This window comes from Streptomyces sp. NPDC096205, assembly GCF_044763135.1.
Lineage (GTDB): Bacteria > Actinomycetota > Actinomycetes > Streptomycetales > Streptomycetaceae > Streptomyces.
This window is the reverse complement of sequence record NZ_JBIWFS010000010.1, coordinates 87,645-107,876: the sequence shown is the minus strand read 5'-3', so window position 1 is coordinate 107,876 and position 20,232 is coordinate 87,645. Positions and strand designations below refer to the sequence as shown.

The following is a 20,232-nucleotide window of genomic DNA, read 5'->3' as shown; positions in this document are numbered from 1 at the left end:
CGGCTGGTCATTACTGGGAGACATCGGGACACCGGCAGATGGACCGGCGGCCAGCGCAGAGAGGGACAAAGCAGATGCGGCCAGCGTAAGTAGGTGTTTTTCAACCGAGAGTCTGGCTCCTGTCAGGCGGTGGGCGGCCGTTCGGGTGAATCGGTCCGTGGTGATTGGTGCTGGTTTGCAGGGGCGGCGCTTAGCTGGTCCCGTCCACCCCATGATCAAGGAGAATCTCCATGCTCGGCAGGACCCTGCTCGCCGCTACCGCGCTCGCGGCCACCGCATTCACCGCTCCGGCAGCGCTCCCCGGCACCGACCCGGAGCCCCCGGCGGACCCGGTGGCCGCCCTGAGGCTGACCAACGACTCCGCCGCGCCCGCGTCCAACGGGACCGCGGACGCCACTGTCGGCCAAAGTGTGCAGGTCAGGCTCGACAAGCTCGTGGAGAACGGCCTGGAGTACACCTACGGTGAGCCCAAGAGCTCTGACGAGGCTGTGGTGGCTCCCGACGCCGACGGGGGCGACGAGACCGGGGGCGACGGCATCACCCGCTTCAAGGCTGTGAGTGAGGGTATGGCCGACCTCGTTGCGGAAGCGACGTGCACGCCGGTCGAGGATGACGCTGTCTGCCCTGGCACCGTTGACCCGTGGAAGGTCACTGTGACCGTCAAGGCCCCACGCGCCTGACAGCCGGGCGGCTGGGTGCGTCGCCACTGCTGACGGTCTGCGCAGGCGGGACAACGAGGCCGCGCGACGCGCGCCACGCGGCCCTCGTTGTCCCGCCTGCGCAGACCCGTGTCGAGCTGGGACCGCTTGGTGCGGTCGCGGATCCATCAGGACTTCCTCGTCCAGCTGTTGGTGCGGGGCTCTTTGCGGGCCAGACGTCGCGTCATCACCGTGATGAGTGCCCAGTTCAGGTGGGCTTCGGAGTGCTGGGGCAGTCGTTCGTAGTCACGTGCGTTGCGGCGGGCGTTCATGGTCCAGCTGATGGTGCGCTCGACCTTCCAGCGGCGGGGGACGACGACGAAGCCCTTCGCGCCCCTGGGCCGGGAGACGGTTCGCAGGGTGAGCCGGAGGCGGTCGTCGGCCCAGTTTCACGAGCTTGCCGGCGTAGGCGGAGTCGGCCCACACTTGGGTGATCTGCGGCTGAGTGAGCCGCAGGCGCCAGAGCAGTTCGCGGGCGGCGTCGCGATCGGTCTTGTCGGCAGGCGTCACCGTGATCATCACGGGCAGCTCGATCGTGTCGACTGCGATGTGTCTCTTCCGGCCATTGATCTTCTTCCCGGCGTCGTAGCCGCGGGTTTTCTTGCCGACGATGGAGGCGGCCTTCACGGATTGGGAATCGACGATCAGCGTCACCGGGTGTGGATACCGACCCTGCCGGGTGCGGATCTGGCGACGAAGCTGTTCGCGAATCCAGGCCACAACCCCGGCCCGGTTCCACCGCCAGAAGAACCTGTAAACGGTCTCTCAGGGCGGGAAATCCGCAGGTAAGGCCCGCCATTTGGGGCCGTTGTCGACGATGTAGCGGATAGCGTCCGCGATGTCCCGCCGCGGCCACTACTCCAGGTGACCACCACTCTTCGTCTCGCAGGCCGGGACCGGCAGCAACGGCTCGATCAGGGCCCACTCGGCAATGGTGGTGTCGGAGGGGTGTCCAACAGGACGGCGCCACCCCATCGGGTCAGCTGCTCGCTGCCCACGGGTGAGCGTTGCCCTGGTGGACGGTGGCGTATACACGGATACGGATGTCCGGGATGCCCTTGATCAGCACAAGCATCCGGTCGAGCTCCATACCGGGGACCACACGGCGGCGGTCAGGCCGGGGAGGGGCGCCATACGGGTGGCCGGCCGGTGTCGACGAGGCGCCACTGGGACGCGGGGTGGAGCTGGTTGTCGTAGTAGAAGACGCTGGCGGGCAGCGGGACAGCGGTTCCACCGTGCCGGGCGAACGACTCCACCGCCGCCTGCTGGAGCAGATAGGGCGCGACACCGAGTCGTTCCTGGGCGACCTCTGCCAGGCGGTGCAGCGCGTGATGCCCCATGAAGCTGTCGTACGTCAGGCTGTAGACATTCTCCCTGGGCATGAGGATGTCACGGCACAGGACGTTGGCCGGGGGCAGCGTGCGGGAGAGCCCCAGCTCCCTTCTGACGTGCGGATCGACGTAGATGGCGCAGTCGCGGTAGAGGACGGCGCTGCGGCGCGCGTCGGCGTCGAAGGAGAACAGGGTGTTCTGACCGTGCAGTTCCAGCGTGCACCCCGTGCTCTTCGCGGCTTTCAGCCACAGCTGAACCATGGGGTCGATCACGCGGCGGCGGATCCATTGTGCGGGTTCTTCGGTGCCGCGGGTCACGAGTTGTTCGAGCAGGGTCGGGTCGTTGGGGCGTTTGAAGTCCGTGCCGTAGAGAGCGAAGAGCGGCACGGTGTAATCGGGCGGACATGCGCCGATTCCAGCTCTCCGCGATGAGCTGTTGTCATCGCCGACCGCGGTGCCGGTACGGGCGACGGTTTCGCGGATCAGGAATCCCCAGGCATGGTCGGGATCGTCGCCCAGCACACCGGCGGCCACTTCGGGCAGGACCGGTAGGCCCGCGTTCATCAGCTCGTCCGTGACCCACAGATGGAGCAGGAGGGTCGGACGGCGCAGTCGGCGAGTGAAGCGTGACAGGCGTTTCGGGTAGTGCAGTTTGACGAAGTGGGCGGGTACCGCTTCATCGCCCAGGCGCTCGACGAACACCGTTCGGGCGTTGGCGGACGGCACCACCACCGCGTCAGGACCGCGTTCGACTGTGCGAAGGAGGTCCCGGCCGGGAAGAGAGTGGCAGGTCAGCGCCTCGGGGTGGACGGGGAGAAGGAAGCGGTCACCCTTCTGGTAGAGATCGCACAGGTCCGTGGTGACACCGTTGCGGAAGAACTGGCCGAGGCTGTCGGGCACCCAGAACGTCGGTACGGTGAAGCAGGTATGGCCGCTTTGCGGGTGATAGGCGTCGTCGATGTCGAGATGCTCCGAGAAGGCGCTGTAGCTGCGTGTCCCCACTCCCAGAAATCTTTCGGCGTACTGCCAGACCCGCATGCGGTCCTGCTCCGCGTCGAGGATCACCCTTCCTCCACCCTCTCAGTCGAGCCATACGCGTACCAGGCACCGTTGATGCCGCGGATCGCGCGAAGCGTCGGTGAACTCGGTTATGCCGTGGAGGACGACGCTGTTGTCCGCGGACAGCGGGGCGGCGGTGACCAGGGCATGGATGCTGGAGTCGACCGGCCGTGGCGTGCCCAGGAACGCGCAGAACGAACGGCGCAGGGCGACGCATTCCGCCTCGATGGGCAGTCCGCGCACCACCACGGCCCCGGGGCCCTCGCGCAGGCGGCGTGTGACCTGGGGAACGAGGTCAGCGGGAGCTGATACGGGCGGCCCACCAGATGGTGCCGACAGCACCGGCGCCGACCAGTCAGCCGCGGCCCTCAGCTTCTCGGCCCACTCGGGTGCCACGGTGACCAGGCGGTCGTCCTCCCGCAGCGACCTCCCGTCCCACGCACTCGGCCCGCCGAACGGCGCCGGTACAGATGTCACCTCGTCCCCCAGCCCGTTCGCGCCTCGCTGTGCGGCTCTGTCGCACCTGGGTGGCCAAGCGTGTGGCCGCAGTCGCACGCCATCAGCCGAAGTCAGGCAGAGGCTTCCCGTTCGGCCTGCCGGAAAAACCCGAGGGCCGTCGGGTGCGCTCGCCCCGTCAACAGTGGTGCCTGGCCCCGGTGCGGGTTCTACGCTGGTGCCGGGTACAGAAGAGGGGTGGCTCAAACGTGAAGCGGGCGCGAGCTGTTGAGTTGGTCGAGGCGATGCTGCACCAGCTGGACAGCTGCGATGATTGGCCGTTGAGCCTGGTGCAGCAGGTGTGGCTGTTCGGGAGCTTCGCCCGGGGGGCCGCCGAGCCGCACGACGTCGACGTCGCCGTGCAGTTTGAGCCCGACGAGCGTATGAACGAAGTTGTCGTGCAGTACCTGCTTTCGGGCCGGGGCAACCCCTACGCGCCGCTTCGCCGTGCTCTCGCAGGTTCCTCGCGCGGGTTGCAGTTCCAGTTCGACAACTCGGTACGCGAGCAGCTTCAGGCCGAGGGCACGGTCATGCTCCCTCTGTGGCGGCGGGGCGACATGCTCGACGAGGCGCTTGCTGTGCTGCATGGGATCCTTGAGGACCCGCTGGCGGGCCGGGCTGAGCGCCACGACATGATCGACGCATTCGAGGGCCTGGACCGCTACATCCCCCGCCCTGTCCGCGCGGAGCTGATCTCGCGGAGCAGGGATTCATTGCCATCTCCCGCGTGGTCCTGCCCGACGCGCCGCACGACAGCGGCCTGCTGACGGACCCGGACATGCAGTGGGCCTTCCACCGGTGGCAGGAAGACAGCCCGCTGCGCCGTGCGGCGCTGGCGGGCATGGCCTATTTGCAGGGCCGCGGCGCCGACCTCGACGACGTCGACCTGGCCGGCAGCCGCCTGCCCACCCCGCGGCGCCTCGCGGGACACCGCAGTGAACCCCGCTGGTGGATCAACTGGAAGTGGCGGGGCCATGCGGGAATCCCGTACTGCGTCACCCGCGGAGACTGCTGGGTGGAGGGAGTCCATCCGACTCGCACGCGCCCGCTGGACGCTTTGATCGTCGAGCCTGGCCCGCACGCCGCTGCCTTCCGGGAGTGATGGCCTCGGGGTGCACAGGTACAGCCGTCGGCTCAGCTGCTGAGATGATCGCCTTCTCCTTCAAGTTGGCGGGAGCTGGGTCTGTCATGAGCGAATGGTCGCCAGAGGTGCTTAAGGTCCTGGAGGCTTCGGGATGGACGACTGGCAGGTGGGTCGACACGGCTGGCTGGCGGTCCATGTTCGAAGGTGTCGGCATCGTCATGCACGATGCTGCGCAGACGTTCCTCCAGGAGTTCGGGGGACTGACCGTGAACATCGGTGGCCCGGGCATCAGCTGCGCCCGCGAGCCATTCGAACTGAACCCGGAGCTGGCATGGGGAGAGGACGCCCGGTTCTCCGAGTGGAGCGACGTCCTGGGCAGAGAGCTCTTCCCGCTCGGTGAGCTCGATCACGGCCGATTCTTTCTCGGTATCGATGAGGGCAGTGAGATCTACCTTGTCGAGACCTGGGTCGCTAGCTTCGGGGCAATGCCGCACGCCCTGGAGAATCTGATCGTCGGTGTGATGCCCCGCAGGATCGACGAGGAACACAGGTAGCCGGTTCTGGCCTGGTGACCGGTGGCCGGGCGCGCGTGTGACGCTCACGCTGGTTCGTTTCTGCGGTGAAGTCCTGCCTGCCGTTTGGGGGGTTCGGCGCTGTGAGGCCGATGGAGGCATGGGGAATCCGCTACTTCTCGTGATCATCAACTGCTGATCACGAGAGGCGAAAGCGATGCGCAAACGCAGTCTGAGGGGCATTCTGGTGGCTGGCGCGGGAGTGGCGCTGTTGGGTGCGGCCGTGCCCGTGTCCGCTGAGGCGTCGGCGGCGAGCCGCGCTGTGGAGGGACTACCGCTGCAGGACGCCGTGGCTGCCTTGCCGGTCGCGGCGGAGAGCCGCGACGGCTACCACAGGATCAACTCCTTCGGCACGTGGATCGACGCCGACGTGACGGATGCAATACCCGTGCCGAGGTCCTCCTCGAGGAGGCCGTGGACGAGCCTGCCACGACCGGCCGGTGCAAACTCGACGGCGGCCGCTGGTACTCCTACTACGACAACGAGTACCGCGACGGGAATCTGGACATCGACCACCTCGTCCCCCTGGCCGAAGCCTGGGACTTACTGGCCCTAACAAAGGCGTTGGACGTGGCGGTGGGTGATCAGGCAGACGGGAAGTCCGAGGAACGCTTCGTGGATGTCGTCGCGTCGTTCCCAGCGGATCCGCAGGCGGCGGAAGCCGTGCAGCCAGGAGATGGTGCGCTCGACGACCCAGCGGAAGGTGCCCAGGCCGGTGCCGTGCGGCTGTCCCCGCTCGGCGATCACCGGCCGGATGCCGCGCTGCCGCAGCAGCCGGCGGTACTTTTCGTGGTCGTAGCCGCGGTCGGCGAAGAGCATGCCGGGCCGCCGACGCGGCCGACCGACGACTCCCGCGACCGCTGGGATCTTGTCCAGCAGGGGCAGCAACTGGGTGACGTCGTTGCGGTTCCCGCCGGTCAGCGACACCGCGAGCGGGATGCCCTGCCCGTCGGTGATGATGTGGTGCTTGCTGCCCGGTCGTGCGCGGTCGACCGGGCTGGGTCCGCTTTTGGGCCTCTGCGTGCGGCCCGGACGTGGGAGGAATCGATCACCGCCCGGGACCAGTCCAGCTGGTTCTTCGACCGCAGCTTGTTCAGCAGCAACTGGTGCAGCTGGTCCCAGACGCCGGCCTCGTTCCAGGCCGCCAGCCGGCGCCAGCACGTCATGCCCGACCCCAAGCCCAGCTCCTGAGGCAGATACTCCCACTGGATGCCCGTGTGCAGGACGAACAGGATCCCGCACAGAGCTTGCCGGTCGGGCACTCGAGGCCGTCCCTCCGCCTGCTTCGGCGGCGGCTCGGGCAGCAACGGCTCGATGAGCGACCACAGTTCGTCCGACACGATCCACGGCCGCGACTGACGCTTCCCCATGACCACATCAACGAACGATCAAGCAGACAGCCACATGATCAACCCGCTTTTGTTAGAGCCAGTTAGGCGCTTCCGCGTGGACGAAGGAGGAACGCGTCGCCTACGCCAACGACCTGGGCGACCCCCTGCACCTGGTCGCCGTCACGGTCCGGTGGAACCGGCAGAAGGGCGACAAGGATCCCGCCGACTGGATGCCGCCCTTTGAACCGACGTACTGCCGCTACATCACCGAGTGGGCGCACGTGAAGACCCGCTACCACCTGACCGTGGATCAGCGGGAGAAGAACGCGCTGGCCGACTATGCCGCACCCTGCCCCAACGTCCCGATCACAACCCAGCCGCCACGCTGACGTCGCGGCCGCAGACCCACACCGATAGACGCCCTTGTACTCCTCCGCCACCGGTCGGATGACGGGGCGGCCTCCCGCAACGCACGAGGCTCCTGTGCCGTTGAGAGAGGTGTTCGACGTCTCAACTCATCAGCGCAGGAGCCTCGTTGGTTCCCTATCCTGCCGCGCTCAACCTCCCGCACGCCCTGGTCGAGTGGGTAACCATGCTCATCGTCACCCGTGAGGGTGACCGCCGCTGCAAGCTCCCGCCGCACCAGCGTGCTCTCGTCGGCCTGGTCTACCTTCGCCGGCACGGCACACTCGCGCAGATCGCCGCCGGTTTCGGCATATCCGTCGGCACTGCTCACGCCTACGTCGCCGCCGTTGTCGGCCATCTGTCCCGCCGGGCGTCCGGGCTGCTGCGGGTCCTACGGGAGACGGATCCCGATCACGTCCTGCTCGGCGGAATGCTCGCCGAGTGCGACCGGGTCGGTGACAGTCGGGGCGTGTCGACGGTCGCGTATTTCCCCATCTCCGGGGGTCTCAGCGTCACGTAATGCCCCACCCTTGCGGTCAGGTTTCCCCATGGGGACGGTGACCTCGGAAGGGGTGCTTTGGCCGCTCCGGAACCGTTGTGATGTTCCCGTTTCGTGTGGTTTGGGTCGTAGTTAGCTATTCCTTGCGAATCTTCTGGTTCCCCATGGGCATGCCGGAACCGGGTCGAGGGTCCTGGCCATCGCGGTGTCGTGGTCGGTGCTGGCCCTTGACCGAGAGGTCGACGCACGCATCGGATGCCAAGGAGAACGTTCGCCGTGGTCGATATCATCGAGATCTACGTCCACTGGTACGCAGGCCGCTCAAAGAGCCAGGTCGGGGCCTCATTGGGGCTGGACCGCAAGACGGTCAGGAAGTATCTGCGGCCAGCGGAGGAAGCCGGGATCACCCCTGGTGGGCCGCCGATGAGTGAGGCGGCCTGGGCCAAGCTGGCCAAGAGCTGGTTCCCGGAGCTGGCTTGCCGACGGCTGAATCAGATCACATGGCCGGAGATCGAGCAGCACCGCGACTACGTCAAGAGTCTGCTTGAGAGCACCACCGTGACCACGATCCACCAGCGGCTGCGCGACGAGCACAAGCTGAAGGCGTCGCTGTCGTCCTTCCGCCGGTGGGTGCACGCGAACCTGCCTGACGAGGCGGCAAGGTCGCAGGTGACTGTGCTTCGGGACGACGTCGAGCCGGGCTCGGAAGCACAGATCGACTACGGCTTTCTCGGCCAGTGGATCAATCCGGGCACCGGGAAGCGCCACCGGATCTGGGCGTTTGTGATGGTGCTGCCGTGCTCGCGGCACATGTTTGTCCGCCCAGTGGCCCATATGGATCAGCACTCATGGACCGAGGCCCACGTCGAAGCGTTCCGGTTCTTCGGCGGTACTCCTCGCAGGCTGGTGCCGGACAACCTTCGGACCGCCGTTGACCGGCCCGATCTCTACGACCCCAGAATTAACAAGTCGTACAGCGAACTCGCTTCCTACTACGGGACGTTGCCTGATCCGGCCCGAGCCTCGCATCCGAAGGACAAGCCGCGGGTCGAGCGGCCGATGCCTTACGTCCGCGACTCGTTCTGGAGTGGGCGGCAGTTCACCTCGATCGAGCAGATGCAGACCGAGGCCGTCGCCTGGGCGAGAAACGTGGCAGGCCGGCGGCAGTGCCGGCCTCTTGGCGGGGCCGCCCCGCTGGCCGTGTTCGACGCCGTCGAGGCGAAGGCTCTGCTGCTGCCTGAGAAACCGTTCGTGCTGGCCCGCTGGTCCACCGCGACGGTCGGCCCGGACATCCACATCAAGGTCGGCCGCACCCTCTACTCGGCCCCGTGGAAGCTGATCGGCAGACGTGTCGATGTGCGCTCCACCGCAACCCTGGTCCAGGTCTTCTTCGAAGGTGAGCTGGTCAAGACCCATGCTGCCCTGGACCAGGGCAAACGGACCGACAAGAACGACTATCCGCCGGAGAAGATCGCTTTTCAGATGAGAACGCCGGTCTGGTGCCGGACCCAGGCGTCCGAGGTCGGCGACGCATGCCGGGAGGTCATCGACCAGCTGTTGGAGATCAACGCCCTCTACCGGCTCCGAGCCGCCCAAGGCATCCTCGGGCTGCGGAAGAAGTACAGCGACGGCCGTCTCGAGGCCGCCTGCCGCAAGGCCATCACGGTCGGAGACCCCTCCTACCGGACCATCAAGGGCATCCTGATCGCCGGTACTGAAACCGACCCCGAGCCAGAGACCGGCGACGCCGGGCCGCAGCCTTCCTCCACGGGCCAGAGGGCCTGTTCGCCTCCACGATCCCCACCCAGACCGCGGACGACCTTCTTGGCGACCAGGGGCACGACGACGCTGAGGAGACGGCGCGATGAGCATGATGGACACAGCCCTACGCGAATCCCTCAAGGCCCTGCGGCTGTCAGGGATGCTGGAGACCCTCGACGCACGACTGGCTCAGGCCCACGGCGGCGAGCTCGGACACGTCGACTTCCTCCAGGTCCTCTGCCAAGACGAGATCACCCGCCGCGAGACCGTCGCCTTCCAACGCAGACTGCAACGGGCGAAGTTCGAGCAGCAGGTCACCCTGGAGGAGTTCGACTTCTCAGCCTCCCCGAAACTACCCGCGGCCCAGATCCGCGACCTGGCCGCCCTGCGCTGGCTCCACGCCGGAGAGTCTGTCATCCTCTTCGGGCCCGTCGGGGTCGGAAAGACACACATCGCCCAAGCCCTGGGCCACCTTGCGATCCGCCAGGGCGCCCACGTCCGCTTCGCCAAGACCAGCCGGATCCTGGCCGAACTGGCCGGCGGCCACGCCGACCGCACCTGGGAGAAGCGCATGCGCGAACTCGTCCGCCCCGACGTCCTCATCCTCGACGACTTCGCCATGCGACAGCTGACCGCGGCTCAGGCCGACGATCTCTATGAACTGGTCAGCGAACGGCAGGGCCGCTCCCTGATCATCACCAGCAACCGGGCACCCAGCGACTGGTATCCCCTCTTCCCCAACCCCGTCGTCGCCGAATCCCTCCTCGACCGGCTGATCAACACCAGCCACCAGGTCATCATGAACGGCCCGAGCTACCGCCCCAACAAACGGCCGAAGAACCCCACCGAGAAGCGGGATCAGTACCCAAGCAAGTAGCTGAAAATTCGGTGGACGCCATCGGGATACTGCCGTCATGGCCGTTACCCAGCAGCTCGCCCGGATCCCGGCGGAGTATCTCGCCGCCTGCCGCCAGTCCGCCAGCGCGTCCCCCGACGGTGCCCCCCACTGGGATCCGCCGACGCCGGACGTGCTGGACCTGGACTGGGCGCCGGCCCTGCTGATACGAGTCGGCGAGCTGGCCGGGCTCGACGACGTCCACCTCGACGCCCTCCGTCAGGCGACCAGCGGCGACACCGCCCTCGACCTGCGCTTCCTCAACACGCACCCGCACGCCATCGGCCCCTTCGGGCCCGCACCCTCCGCCCTTGCCACGGCTCAAGTGGCGCACGTTTCTGAACTACTCGCACAGATCGACATGCCCATCCTCCTGGCAGCCCTGCCAACCGACGACAGTGAAGCCGCATCCGTGATCGGCCACGGGGCCGACCAAATCACCGGCGGCCCGAGAAGTCACCTGCTGAAGCACTTCACCGCTCTGCGTGACTTCTACCTCGACGCAGCCCGGCGCCAACTGCTCGTCGTGCTCTGGTGGGACTGACGAACCCCAACGAAGCCGTCCCCATCGCGAGCGCCTGGGGAAATACTTGATCGTCGGCCTGGGGAATAACGTGATCGCACACAATGAGGCCGCAGCCCAGGGCCTTCCCGAGCAGAGCATCCCCGAGGACCCCCACGGCCCGATCCGGCTGGGCCGGTTCAGACGGACCCTGGCCTGGCATATCGCCCGGCGCCCCGGCGGCCTGGTCGCGCTCGCCATCCAGTACGGGCACATGCGCACCGTGCTGGACGCTCGCGCCTCCGCTGGCTACGGCGCCCGCAGCCGCCGCGGCATCCACGCGGTCCTTGACGTCGAAACCGCGCTGGCCGCCGCCGACACGGCAGCACAACTACGAGACCAGGTCGCCGCCGGCGAACGGCTCTCCGGCCCCGCTGCCTGCAGAGCGCTCACCGCCGCCGTCCACACCCCTCGCTTCGAGGGCCGCATCGTCCCCCGCACCTTCGCGAGGAAGGCCGCAGCCTTCCTCGCCCGAGACGGCGTCGTGCTGTTCGACAACCCCGACGCGTTCCTGATCTGCGCGTTTTAGCACGACAACGCGCTATGCGAACCGGAACCAGGCGCCACCGCTCCGAGGCAGTACGACTGCCGACCCGGCTGCGGCAACGTGATCCGCACCGACACACACGCCCGTCGCCTGCGCGCACGCGCCGACGAGATCGACAAGCTTGCCGCCTGCGCACCAACGCCAACCGGCTCCGCGAGACAGCCGACACGCACGACGTCACCGCCCAACCTGCCGAGGCCCTCACATGAATCAGCAGCACCAGGACGAGCGCGCCCGCATCCGCGAAGCCATGGACCGGCTCTTGACCGGGCAGGCCGCCACGTCCAACGGCAGCCTCACCGTGGTCGCCCTCGCCACCGAGGCCGGCGTCCACCGCATGGCCTTGCAGAAGCGGCATGCCGATCTGAAGCACGAGTTCCACGAACGCGTTCGCAAGGAAACCCGCCAGGTCCCTGAGCCGGAGAAGCGGCTGCGGGCGACAGTCGCCAGACTCAAGAAGACCCTCGCCAAAAAGGAGGCTGAGCTCGAAGAACTCCGTCGGCAGGTCACCAACCTGTCCCTCGCCAGCGCCGTTCTCACTGCAGGCAAGGGGGCTTCAGCAGCGGCTGCCCCAGCCGCTGAGAACGTGATCCCCTTCCGCCCCACCACCGGCTGAGGCGGCCAGCGGACCGGAAGGACCTGGGCAAGGCCCTGCCCGTCGACGTCTTGGCGCCAGCAGCGCCATCAGACCATGGTGTCGAGGATCTCCCGCACCATGTCGAGCGAGGTGGCGGGGTGCAGGAAGGCGAACCGGCAGACGGTCTCGCCGTTCCAGCCGGTCGGGGCGACGAAGGCCGTCTGGTCGGCGAGGAGCCGATTGGACCATGCCTGGTAGTCGCTGGTGCTCCAGCCTGGACGGCGGAAGAGCACCACCGAGAGGTCTGGCTCGCGGATGAGCTCGACGTGCGGGGCGGTCCGTATGAGTTCGGCGCTCTGGCGGGACAGGCTGAGCGCGCGTTCGATGGCGTCGGTGTAGGCGCCGGTGCCGTGGACGGCGAGGGAGAACCAGAGCGGCAGGCCGCGGGCGCGGCGGCTGAGGTGGTAGGCGTAGTCGGACGGGTTCCATTCGCTCTCACCGTCGGTCTGCAGAACATCGAGGTAGGAGGCGTCCTGGGCGTGGGCGGCCTTGGCCAGGGCCGGGTCGCGGTAGAGGAGGGCCGCGCAGTCGAGCGGGGCGAACAGCCACTTGTGCGGGTCGACGACGAGGGAGTCGGCGTGCTCGATGCCGCGGTAGCGGTCACGGACGCTGGGCGCCAGGAGACCGGCGCCGCCGTACGCGCCGTCGATGTGGAACCACAGGCCGAACTCGCGGGCCGCCTCGGCGATGGTGGCGAGGTCGTCGATGATGCCGGCGTTGGTCGTGCCGGCCGTGGCCACGACCGCGATGACGTTGCTCGGATCGGCGTCGGCCTGAAGCGCGACCCGCAGGTCCGCACCGGTCAGGCGATGGTCCCGGGTGGGGACCAGGAGGGGTTCGACGCCGATGATTCGCAACGTGTTGATGATGGAGGAGTGGGCCTGGTCGGACAGGGCGATCCTCACCGGTGAGTGAGCGCCGAAGCCGCGCTGCTGGCGGGCCGTGTCCCGGGCTGTGACCAGGGCAGACAGGTTGCCGGCCGAGCCTCCGGAAACGAAGCAGCCGCCTGCGGTGTCCGGCATGCCGGCCAGGTCCGCGAGCAGCTGCAGGACCTGGTTCTCGGCGGCGACGGGGCCGGCGGCGAGCATCCAGGACACGCCCTGGATCGACGAGCAGGACACGAGCATGTCGAACAGGACAGCGGCCTGCGTGGGGGCGGCGGGGATGAAGGACAGGAAGCGGGGGCTGTCGCAGGCGATGGCCGTGGGCGCGAGGTGGTCGGTGTACAGGCGCATGACGTCGGCCGGGTCGTTGCCGTCGGCTCCGATCAGTCCTGTCAGGGTGTGCGCGAGCTTGTCGGGCTGACCGGGGTGGTTGAGCAGGGCGCCTTCCCTCTGGAGGCGGCCGCGCACCTGGTCGAGGACGAGTTCGGTCAGGGCGGGGTCGTGCGTGTGCATGGGAAAGCTTTCGCGTCGAGGGTGCAGGGCCGGCGTCTGCGGGGTTCGCCGGCGGGGCAAAGCCGAAGGCCGGTGGCGTCGGGTCAGCGGGTCGGCCCGTCTGGGCGTCCGAGGGTCAGTGAAGCCGGGAGGGCAGGCGAGATCTTCGGTGTCAGGTACGGCTTTGCGTCGTCGGCTTCGTCGGCAGAGCCGAATTCCCCGCTCTGCTTGCAACGTCCCACCACGCGCCGGGGCCGGGCCTGTTGGAGCGCGCGCCCAATGCGGCCCGTCGGCTTTGGACTGCGGGACAACCCTTCGCGGCCGGATGCGCACCAGGATCGAGGGATCCGACCGACATCTGAGAGGCCGCTTCCCTTGAGTGATCACGACTGCTCTTCGCCGGTGAGACATCCGGCCCCTGCCGGACACGGCTGTGCCCTGTGCTTCTGGTCGGTGAGGCGATGAGGCGGGATCGCCCTGCCCTGGGGATTCTCGGGGGGATGGGGCCGCTGGCCACGGCCGACTTCTACCGCCGGCTAGTCGAGAAAACTCCGGCCGGGTCCGACCAGGGGCATCTGCCGGTGCTCATGTGGGCCGATCCCGCCGTTCCTGACCGGACGGCGGCACTGCTGGGCGAGGGGCCCTCGCCGGTGCCGGCGCTGGTGGAGGGCGCCCGCTGGCTGCAGCGGGCCGGGGCGAGCTGTGTCGCCGTGCCGTGCAATACCGCGCACGCCTACGTCGAGCAGTTGTCGAAGGCGGCGGGCGTTGAGGTGCTGGACATGATCCAGGCGGCGCTTCAGGCCGCGGCCGAGAAGGTGCCCGGTCTGGAGAGGGTGGGGATTCTCGCTACGCGGGGGACGCGGCTTGCCGGTCTGTACGAGCGGGCCGGCGCCCGTCTGGACATCGAGGCGATCCAGGTCCCCGCCCGCGTCCAGCACGAGTACGTGGACGCGGCGATCCGTGCGGTCAAGGGCGGTGTCGACCTGGACGGGGCCGAACAGCGGATCGCCGCGGCTGCCGAGACCCTCAAGGAACAAGGCGCCCAGGTGGCCATCGCCGCCTGCACGGAGATACCGCTGGTCAGTGGGGCGGCCGCACGTGTGCTGCCGGTGGTCGACTCCACCGACGCCCTGGTCGACGCCGCTCTGGGCCGCCTGTGGAAGCCTGACCCCTCGCGTTCGTTCTGAGAAACCAAACGCCCGGCGTATCCTCATCCGCACGCACGAAGTAGCGGGACCCTGTGCGGTCCTAACCTGCGGAGATGATTAGACACATGTCGACGCACCCTCCCCGGAGTCTGAGCCGGGTGCTCGAGGACCTCGGTTCCACCCTCCTGGACCTGCTCCACGGCGATGCCGCGGCGGCCGGGGACATCGGCGGCGTCGGGATTCACGATCCCCACGACGAGCAGCACTACCCAGACCACGCCATCGTGCTCGGCGTCGGCGTCCACGGCACACAGGAGATCAGCCGGCTCCTGCGCAGCCTGGCAGAAGTCGGTGCGACCGCGCTCGTCGTCCGTGGCCCGGTCGACGGGGCGGAGGAACTGGAGCCGGTCGTCGCCGAGACCGGTGTGGCGCTGCTCGCCCTGACCCGCGGGGCGTCGTGGGCCCAACTGGCAGCGATGCTGCGCACCCTGCTGGCCGAAGGCGACGTGGGGGAGGTCGAGGAGCAGACCCTGGGCGGTGTGCCGTCCGGTGATCTGTTCGCCCTGGCCAACGCGATCGCCACGCTCCTGGACGCCCCGGTCACCATCGAGGACCGCCGCTCGCGGATCCTGGCCTTCTCCGGCCGGCAGGACGAGGCGGACGCCCCCCGGGTGGCCAGCATCCTGGCCCGGCAGGTGCCCGACCGCTACCTGCGGCTGCACGAGGAGCACGGCGTGTTCAAGGAGCTGTACCGCAGCGAGGGCCTGGTTCATGTTCCCGCGCCGAGCGTCGGCGATGAGGTGGCGCTGCCGCGGGTGGCGGTCGCCGTGCGCGCCGGGGATGAGTTCCTGGGCTCGGTGTGGGCGGCGCTGCGCAAGCCGCTGACGCCGGAGCGGGAGAAGGCGTTCTTGGAGGCGGCCAAGCTCGTTGCCCTCCATATGCTGCGTTTCCGCGCGGGCACCGACGCCGAGAACCGGCTGCGCGCCGACCTTGTCACCACCGCCCTGGAAGGCGGAGCGGGTTCGGTCCAGGCCCTTGGCCGGCTCGGGCTGGTCGACGAGCCGATGCTGGTCATGGCCCTGGGAGTGACGCCTGCGCCGGCAGAGGATCCTGCTCACGTCACCGCCGAGCGCCAGCGCCTGGCGAGTGCGCTGGCCGTCCACCTCACCGCGGTCCAGCCGCGCTCCGCCGTGGCCCTGCTCGGTGACGTGGCCTACGCCCTCTTCCCTGTGCCGGGCGACACCGCCCCCGCGCGGGAGCGTGCACTGCAGGTGGCGGCGAACTTCCTCCAGCGCACCGGCGACCGGGCGGGCGCGTTCATCGGGATCGGCACGGTGGCCCCGGAGCCTGCCACGCTCGCGCGGTCACGGGCGGGCGCAGACCGGGCCCTGCGCGTTCTGTTCAGCGGCGAGACGGCCAGGCGCGTCGCCTCGATCAGCGACGTGTACGTGGATGCGCTCCTGCTGGAGATGCGGGACCTGGCGATCGCCAACCGCGACGAGCTCGCCGGCCCGCTGGCCCGGCTGGCGGCCTACGACGCCAAGCACAACGCCCACCTGGTGCAGACGCTGCGCGCGTGGCTGGACGCCTTCGGAGACGTCATCGCCGCCTCCGCGAGCGTGTTCGTGCACCCCAACACCTTCCGCTACCGCCTCCGCCGGGTGGCCGAGGTAGGGCAGCTGGACCTGCAGGACCCCTCCGCCCGGTTCTCCGCAATGCTCCAGCTGCGCCTGGTGGGCCTCAATGGCAGTGGTGGGGTCCGGCCCGAAGGCACAGACCCCACCACAGCGACGGGCTGAGGACCGGTCCGGTCAAAGGCGCACGCCCAGCGGGAGGGTCAGGTCGGCGTGGGTGTCGTGGAAGGTGTCCGCCGCCTGGATGGTGCGCACCCAGTCGTAGAACAGCTCCTTGGTCGACAGCGTCTCGATGCCCCGGCCCGCCAGGCGCCTCAGGCCCCGCTCGTGGGCTTCGCCCGGCGAGTAGGCGGCGTCGTCGACGACCACCACCCGCTTGCCGGCGTGGTGCAGCTGGATCGCCGAGTGGGCCACGCAGATGTCCGTCTCGATGCCGACCAGCACCATGGTGGTGCGGCCTGTGGCCTCGATCGCGGCGGCGATGTCGGGGTTGTCCCACACCGCGAAGGCGTTCTTGGGCAGCGTGACCGCCTTCGCGGGCAGCGCCTCGCGGATCTCCGGCACGGTGTGCCCGCTGTGCTCGGGGTCCTCCTCGGTCACCACGACCGGGATGCCCAGCCGATCGGCCACCGACGTGATCCACACGATGCGCTGCACCATCTCGTGGAACCGCTGTCGGTCCACATCCAGCCGCCGCGGCGGGTAGAAGTTGTCCTGCACATCGATGATCACCAGAGCACAGTCGTCACGGTCGATCAGCGGCATCGTCGTCTCCTCAAACGTCAGGGTCACGCCACACTAGAAACCCGGCCGTCTCACGAAGTCGTCCGCCAGGCCAAGCTCTGACCGGCCCCTTCGTCCGCTCGTACCAACCAGGTAGGGACCTGCGTGCGTACGCTTCCGGCCAAGTTCATCGAGCACACCGGAGGGCGTCGCGTGGATGCCGACATGGAGCACTGGGCGAGCCGCCTTGAGGCGCTGGCCGACCAGTTTGAGGTGCCGGGCGCGAGCCTGGCGTTCTGGCGCGGCGGCGAGGTACACGCCTGCGCCACCGGCGTCCTCAACACCGCGACCGGCGCCCCGGTGCACACCGACTCGCTGTTCCAGATCGGGTCGATCACCAAGGTCTGGACCGCGACGCAGATCATGCTCCTGGCCGAGCAGGGCCGCACCACCCTGGACACCCGCGTCGTCGACGTGCTGCCCCGCTTCACGGTGAAGGACGCCCAGGCGACCGCGTCGATCACACTGCGCCACCTGCTCACCCACACCGCCGGCATCGACGGCGACCTGTTCCTCGACACCGGCCGCGGCGACGACTGCCTGGCCCGATACGTCGAGGCGTGCGCCGGTCTGGAGCAGACCTTCCCCGTAGGCGACTCCCATTCCTACTGCAACTCCGGCTTCGTGATCGCGGGCCGGGTGATCGAACAGCTCACCGGCCAGGTCTGGGACCGCGCCCTGCGCGAGCAGATCTGCGAGCCGCTCGGACTCACCCACACCTTCACACTGCCGGAGGACGTGCTGCGGTTCGGCGCCGCCATGGGCCACGGCGACGACGGCGGCCCGGCACCGGCCTGGGGCCTGCCGCGCTCCGTCGGCCCCGCCGGCCTGATCTGCTCGACCGCCGCCGACGTCGTCGCCTTCGGCCGCGCCCACCTCACACCCGGCGCGCTCCTGGCCGACCCGCAGGCGATGGGCGAGCCGCAGGTGGACCTGCCCAACCCGTATGCCGGCGGCCAGCAGTGGGGCATCGGCTGGAGCCTGGACGAATGGGACGGCCATGTGGTGCTCTCCCACACCGGCGACACCATCGGCCAGCACGCCGCCCTGTGGGTCCTGCCCGAGACCAGAACGGTCGTCGCCGTGCTGATCAACGGCGGCCACAGCGTCGCCTTCCAGCACCATCTCGTCAGCGAACTGATGAAGGAGCTGCACCAGATCAGCGTGCCCGGCCCGCTCGCACCGCCCGCTCATCCGGTGGACGTAGACGTCGACCTCTTCACCGGCGTCTACGAGCGCGCGGGCAGCCAGATCCACGTCACCACCCACGACGGGCAACTGCGGCTGCGTACCGAGCCGACGGGCATCCTCGTTGGCCTCGCGCAGCCCCGGACCCTGGAACTGACGCCCGTCGACGCGACCACGTTCGTCGGCCGCGGCGAGGAGGAGTCGATGTGGGACGCGGTGGTCTTCGAGAACAGGGCCGACGGCCCCTCCTATCTGCACTACAGCGGCCGCGCCACCCCCAAGACCGGCTGAAGAATCGGAGCACCCCCTATGCCACCCTCCCCTGTCACCGACGAGCCGGCCGACGCCCTGAAGGCGATCTTCGACGAGTCCCGCGTCGAGGGCTACGTCCACGCCCGCGACATCGACACCGGCCACCAGGTCGGCTACGGGGCCGACGCCCCGGTCATCGTCGCCTCCATCCGCAAGATCCCCATCGCGCTCGCCTACGCCCGCCAGGCCGCGGCCGGGCAGCTGGACCGGGCGGCACGCCACACGATCACCGCCGACAACCGCGAGGGCGGCGGCATCGGCACCGACAGCTGCCTGCACGACGTCACGATGAGCACGCGCGATCTGGCGTTCTTCATGCTCTCCATGAGCGACAACGCCGCCACCGACAAACTCATGGAAATCGTCGGCACCGACCACGTCCGCGCCCTCGTCACCGAACTGGGATGCCCTAGCCTGCCCGTCGGCCGGTACCGCGACCTGTGGGACCCGGTCTGGGCAGAGCTCGGCATCGACCCGGGCGGCGACATCGACGCCCAGCTGGCGAAGGTCAGCGAAGAGCAGATCCGGTCCCTATCGATGCTCGACCCCACCCGCTCCGCCTCCAGCACCCCGCGCGAGATCACCTCACTGCTCAGCGCGATCTGGCGCGACCAGGCCGCAGCGCCCGAAGCCTGCGCCGAGGTACGCGACCTCATGAGCCGGCAGCTGTCCGTGCACCGCCTCGTCGCCGGCTTCGACAACGAGGTCAAGGTCGCGGCCAAGAACGGCTCCCTGTGGGGCATCCTGAACGAGGCCGGCGTCGTCGAATACCCCGACGGCGGCCGCTACGCCGTCGCCGTCTTCCTGCGCACCCCGACCCTCACCGGCCGCAACCCCGCCGCCGACACCGCGATCGGCCAAGCCGCCCGGACGGCCGTCGACCACCTGCGCCGCGCGCGGCCCCACACCCCCCGATAAGGAGACGGCATGTCCAGCGCCGCGCACACCTCCCGCGCCGAGCAGATCCGCACCCAGCTCTCGTACATCTTCGCCCAAGCCGAGGTCGACGGCTTCGTCCACGCCCGCGACATCGACTCCGGCGAGGAGTTCGGCCACCGGGACGACGCCCCGGTCGTCCTGGCCTCCGTGTTCAAGATCCCCATCGCCCTGGAGTACGCCCGCCAGGCGGCCGCCGGGCTGCTCGACCCCGCCGGGCGGCACACGGTGACAGCCGCCTACCGAGCCGGCGGCAGCGGCACCGACGGATGCCTGTACGACGTCGAGATGAGCGCCCGCGACCTCGCCTTCATGATGATGACGATCAGCGACAACGCCGCCACCGACCTCCTCCTCGACATCGTCGGCCCCGACCGGGTCCGCGCCACCCTCGACGAGCTGGGCTTCCCCGAGTTCGGCTTCTCCTCCAGCCGAGCCCTGGACGACGACATCCGCCGCGAACTCGGCCTCGACCCCGGCCGCTCCCTCGACGACCAGCTGGCAGGCGTCCCCGACGAGCGGCTGCTCACCCTGCGCGCCTGCGCCCCCGCCACCAGCCCGTCGTGCACACCCCGCGAAGTGACCGCGCTCCTGGCCGCCCTGTGGCGCGACGAGGCCGGCCCGGCCAGCGCCTGCGCCGAGGTGCGGAGCATCATGAGCCAGCAGGTCTGGCAGCACCGCCTGGTGTCCGGCTTCCCCGAGGCGGGGGTGAGGATCGCCGGGAAGACGGGCACGGACTTCGCCGTCCGCAACGAGGCGGGCGTGATCGAGTACCCCGACGGCAAGCGGTACGCCGTGGGCATCTTCCTGCGGACCTCGACCGCGGCCGGCCGGCAGCCGCGCGCGGACCGCGCGATCGGCCAGGCAGCCCGGGCCGTCATCGACCACCTGCGATCCCGGCACTGAGACCGTCATGGACACGACCCTGCCCGCCCCGGACCGCACCCGCGGTTCGGGGCGGCGCTGTTCACTGCAGCGT

Annotated in this window: 19 protein-coding genes and 3 pseudogenes; 16 read left to right on the top strand and 6 right to left on the bottom strand. The window is 69.0% G+C overall.

Going from position 1 to position 20,232, the window contains the following annotated elements; all coding sequences use genetic code 11:
- Positions 1-230 precede the first annotated feature (230 nt).
- Positions 231-680 carry a hypothetical protein gene (locus ACIQ6Y_RS32365; RefSeq protein WP_404044384.1) on the top strand — a complete coding sequence of 150 codons (450 nt, stop codon included), beginning with the start codon at positions 231-233 and terminating at the stop codon, positions 678-680.
- 146 nt (positions 681-826) lie between these two features.
- Here ACIQ6Y_RS32365 and ACIQ6Y_RS32360 read toward each other — a convergent pair.
- The 3 genes and pseudogenes from ACIQ6Y_RS32360 to ACIQ6Y_RS32350 all read right to left on the bottom strand — a co-directional run bounded on the left by ACIQ6Y_RS32360 (position 827) and on the right by ACIQ6Y_RS32350 (position 3,565).
- Positions 827-1,673 (bottom strand): annotated as a pseudogene (locus tag ACIQ6Y_RS32360) (IS5 family transposase).
- Between the two features lie 137 nt (positions 1,674-1,810).
- Positions 1,811-3,094 (bottom strand): hypothetical protein, encoded by a 1,284-nt coding sequence (locus ACIQ6Y_RS32355; RefSeq protein ID WP_404044382.1) that lies wholly within the window; start codon positions 3,092-3,094, stop codon positions 1,811-1,813.
- A gap of 15 nt (positions 3,095-3,109) precedes the next feature.
- Positions 3,110-3,565 carry a hypothetical protein gene (locus ACIQ6Y_RS32350; protein WP_404044380.1) on the bottom strand — a complete coding sequence of 152 codons (456 nt, stop codon included), beginning with the start codon at positions 3,563-3,565 and terminating at the stop codon, positions 3,110-3,112.
- Between the two features lie 227 nt (positions 3,566-3,792).
- Between ACIQ6Y_RS32350 and ACIQ6Y_RS32345 the strand changes: the two genes are divergently transcribed.
- The 3 genes from ACIQ6Y_RS32345 to ACIQ6Y_RS32335 are packed head-to-tail and all read left to right on the top strand — an operon-like array spanning position 3,793 to position 5,221.
- Positions 3,793-4,350, top strand: a complete 558-nt coding sequence (locus ACIQ6Y_RS32345) for a nucleotidyltransferase domain-containing protein (RefSeq protein ID WP_404044377.1) — start codon at positions 3,793-3,795, stop codon at positions 4,348-4,350.
- A complete protein-coding gene (locus tag ACIQ6Y_RS32340; protein WP_404044374.1) occupies positions 4,311-4,685 on the top strand; it encodes a hypothetical protein in 375 nt (124 codons plus the stop codon). The genes ACIQ6Y_RS32345 and ACIQ6Y_RS32340 overlap by 40 nt, the downstream gene beginning before the upstream one ends.
- Positions 4,686-4,729: 44 nt before the next feature.
- Complete coding sequence (locus tag ACIQ6Y_RS32335; protein WP_404044371.1) at positions 4,730-5,221, top strand: SUKH-3 domain-containing protein; 492 nt, start codon at positions 4,730-4,732, stop codon at positions 5,219-5,221.
- Positions 5,222-5,791: 570 nt separating this feature from the next.
- Here ACIQ6Y_RS32335 and ACIQ6Y_RS32330 read toward each other — a convergent pair.
- Positions 5,792-6,609, bottom strand: a protein-coding gene (locus ACIQ6Y_RS32330) for an IS5 family transposase (protein ID WP_404044369.1) whose coding sequence is annotated in 2 segments (ribosomal slippage) — positions 5,792-6,249 and positions 6,249-6,609 — 819 coding nt in all. Because the reading frame shifts where the segments join, the coding sequence is not laid out codon by codon here.
- A 191-nt stretch (positions 6,610-6,800) separates the two neighbouring features.
- Between ACIQ6Y_RS32330 and ACIQ6Y_RS32325 the strand changes: the two genes are divergently transcribed.
- The 7 genes and pseudogenes from ACIQ6Y_RS32325 (at position 6,801) to ACIQ6Y_RS32295 (ending at position 11,855) form a co-directional block, all read left to right on the top strand.
- Positions 6,801-6,959 (top strand): hypothetical protein, encoded by a 159-nt coding sequence (locus ACIQ6Y_RS32325; protein ID WP_404044366.1) that lies wholly within the window; start codon positions 6,801-6,803, stop codon positions 6,957-6,959.
- Positions 6,960-7,105: 146 nt separating this feature from the next.
- A pseudogene (locus ACIQ6Y_RS32320) lies at positions 7,106-7,441 on the top strand (transposase family protein); the annotation flags it as partial.
- 309 nt (positions 7,442-7,750) lie between these two features.
- Positions 7,751-9,342, top strand: a pseudogene (gene istA / locus ACIQ6Y_RS32315) (IS21 family transposase).
- Positions 9,339-10,112, top strand: a complete 774-nt coding sequence (istB, locus tag ACIQ6Y_RS32310; protein WP_404044364.1) for an IS21-like element helper ATPase IstB — start codon at positions 9,339-9,341, stop codon at positions 10,110-10,112. Before istA ends, istB begins: the two are co-directional and overlap by 4 nt.
- Positions 10,113-10,149: 37 nt before the next feature.
- The gene (locus ACIQ6Y_RS32305) at positions 10,150-10,674 is read left to right on the top strand and encodes a DUF1877 domain-containing protein (RefSeq protein WP_404044362.1); all 525 of its coding nucleotides are present in this window, start codon (positions 10,150-10,152) and stop codon (positions 10,672-10,674) included.
- 70 nt (positions 10,675-10,744) lie between these two features.
- A complete protein-coding gene (locus ACIQ6Y_RS32300) occupies positions 10,745-11,221 on the top strand; it encodes a hypothetical protein (protein WP_404044359.1) in 477 nt (158 codons plus the stop codon).
- A 223-nt stretch (positions 11,222-11,444) separates the two neighbouring features.
- Positions 11,445-11,855: a hypothetical protein gene (locus tag ACIQ6Y_RS32295; RefSeq protein WP_404044357.1), complete on the top strand. Its 411-nt coding sequence runs from the start codon at positions 11,445-11,447 to the stop codon at positions 11,853-11,855.
- 68 nt (positions 11,856-11,923) lie between these two features.
- Here the strand turns inward: ACIQ6Y_RS32295 and ACIQ6Y_RS32290 are convergent, their stop codons facing one another.
- Entirely contained in the window at positions 11,924-13,273 is a 1,350-nt protein-coding gene (locus ACIQ6Y_RS32290) for a pyridoxal phosphate-dependent decarboxylase family protein (protein WP_404044355.1), read from the bottom strand.
- Positions 13,274-13,713: 440 nt separating this feature from the next.
- On the opposite strand from ACIQ6Y_RS32290, the gene ACIQ6Y_RS32285 reads away from it, so the two are divergent.
- Both ACIQ6Y_RS32285 and ACIQ6Y_RS32280 read left to right on the top strand, forming a co-directional pair.
- On the top strand, positions 13,714-14,439 hold the full coding sequence (locus ACIQ6Y_RS32285; RefSeq protein ID WP_404044350.1) for an aspartate/glutamate racemase family protein: 726 nt from the start codon (positions 13,714-13,716) through the stop codon (positions 14,437-14,439).
- An 86-nt stretch (positions 14,440-14,525) separates the two neighbouring features.
- Complete coding sequence (locus ACIQ6Y_RS32280) at positions 14,526-16,199, top strand: PucR family transcriptional regulator (protein WP_404044347.1); 1,674 nt, start codon at positions 14,526-14,528, stop codon at positions 16,197-16,199.
- Between the two features lie 12 nt (positions 16,200-16,211).
- On the opposite strand, the gene ACIQ6Y_RS32275 is transcribed toward ACIQ6Y_RS32280, so the two are convergent.
- Positions 16,212-16,826 carry an isochorismatase family protein gene (locus ACIQ6Y_RS32275; protein WP_404044344.1) on the bottom strand — a complete coding sequence of 205 codons (615 nt, stop codon included), beginning with the start codon at positions 16,824-16,826 and terminating at the stop codon, positions 16,212-16,214.
- Between the two features lie 96 nt (positions 16,827-16,922).
- On the opposite strand from ACIQ6Y_RS32275, the gene ACIQ6Y_RS32270 reads away from it, so the two are divergent.
- From ACIQ6Y_RS32270 to ACIQ6Y_RS32260, 3 genes are read left to right on the top strand one after another with little or no spacing between them, the layout of a single operon-like run.
- Positions 16,923-18,296 (top strand): serine hydrolase domain-containing protein, encoded by a 1,374-nt coding sequence (locus ACIQ6Y_RS32270; protein ID WP_404044341.1) that lies wholly within the window; start codon positions 16,923-16,925, stop codon positions 18,294-18,296.
- Between the two features lie 18 nt (positions 18,297-18,314).
- Positions 18,315-19,235, top strand: a complete 921-nt coding sequence (locus ACIQ6Y_RS32265; protein WP_404044339.1) for a serine hydrolase — start codon at positions 18,315-18,317, stop codon at positions 19,233-19,235.
- 9 nt (positions 19,236-19,244) lie between these two features.
- Positions 19,245-20,159: a serine hydrolase gene (locus tag ACIQ6Y_RS32260; protein WP_404044336.1), complete on the top strand. Its 915-nt coding sequence runs from the start codon at positions 19,245-19,247 to the stop codon at positions 20,157-20,159.
- The last annotated feature ends 73 nt before the right edge of the window (positions 20,160-20,232 follow it).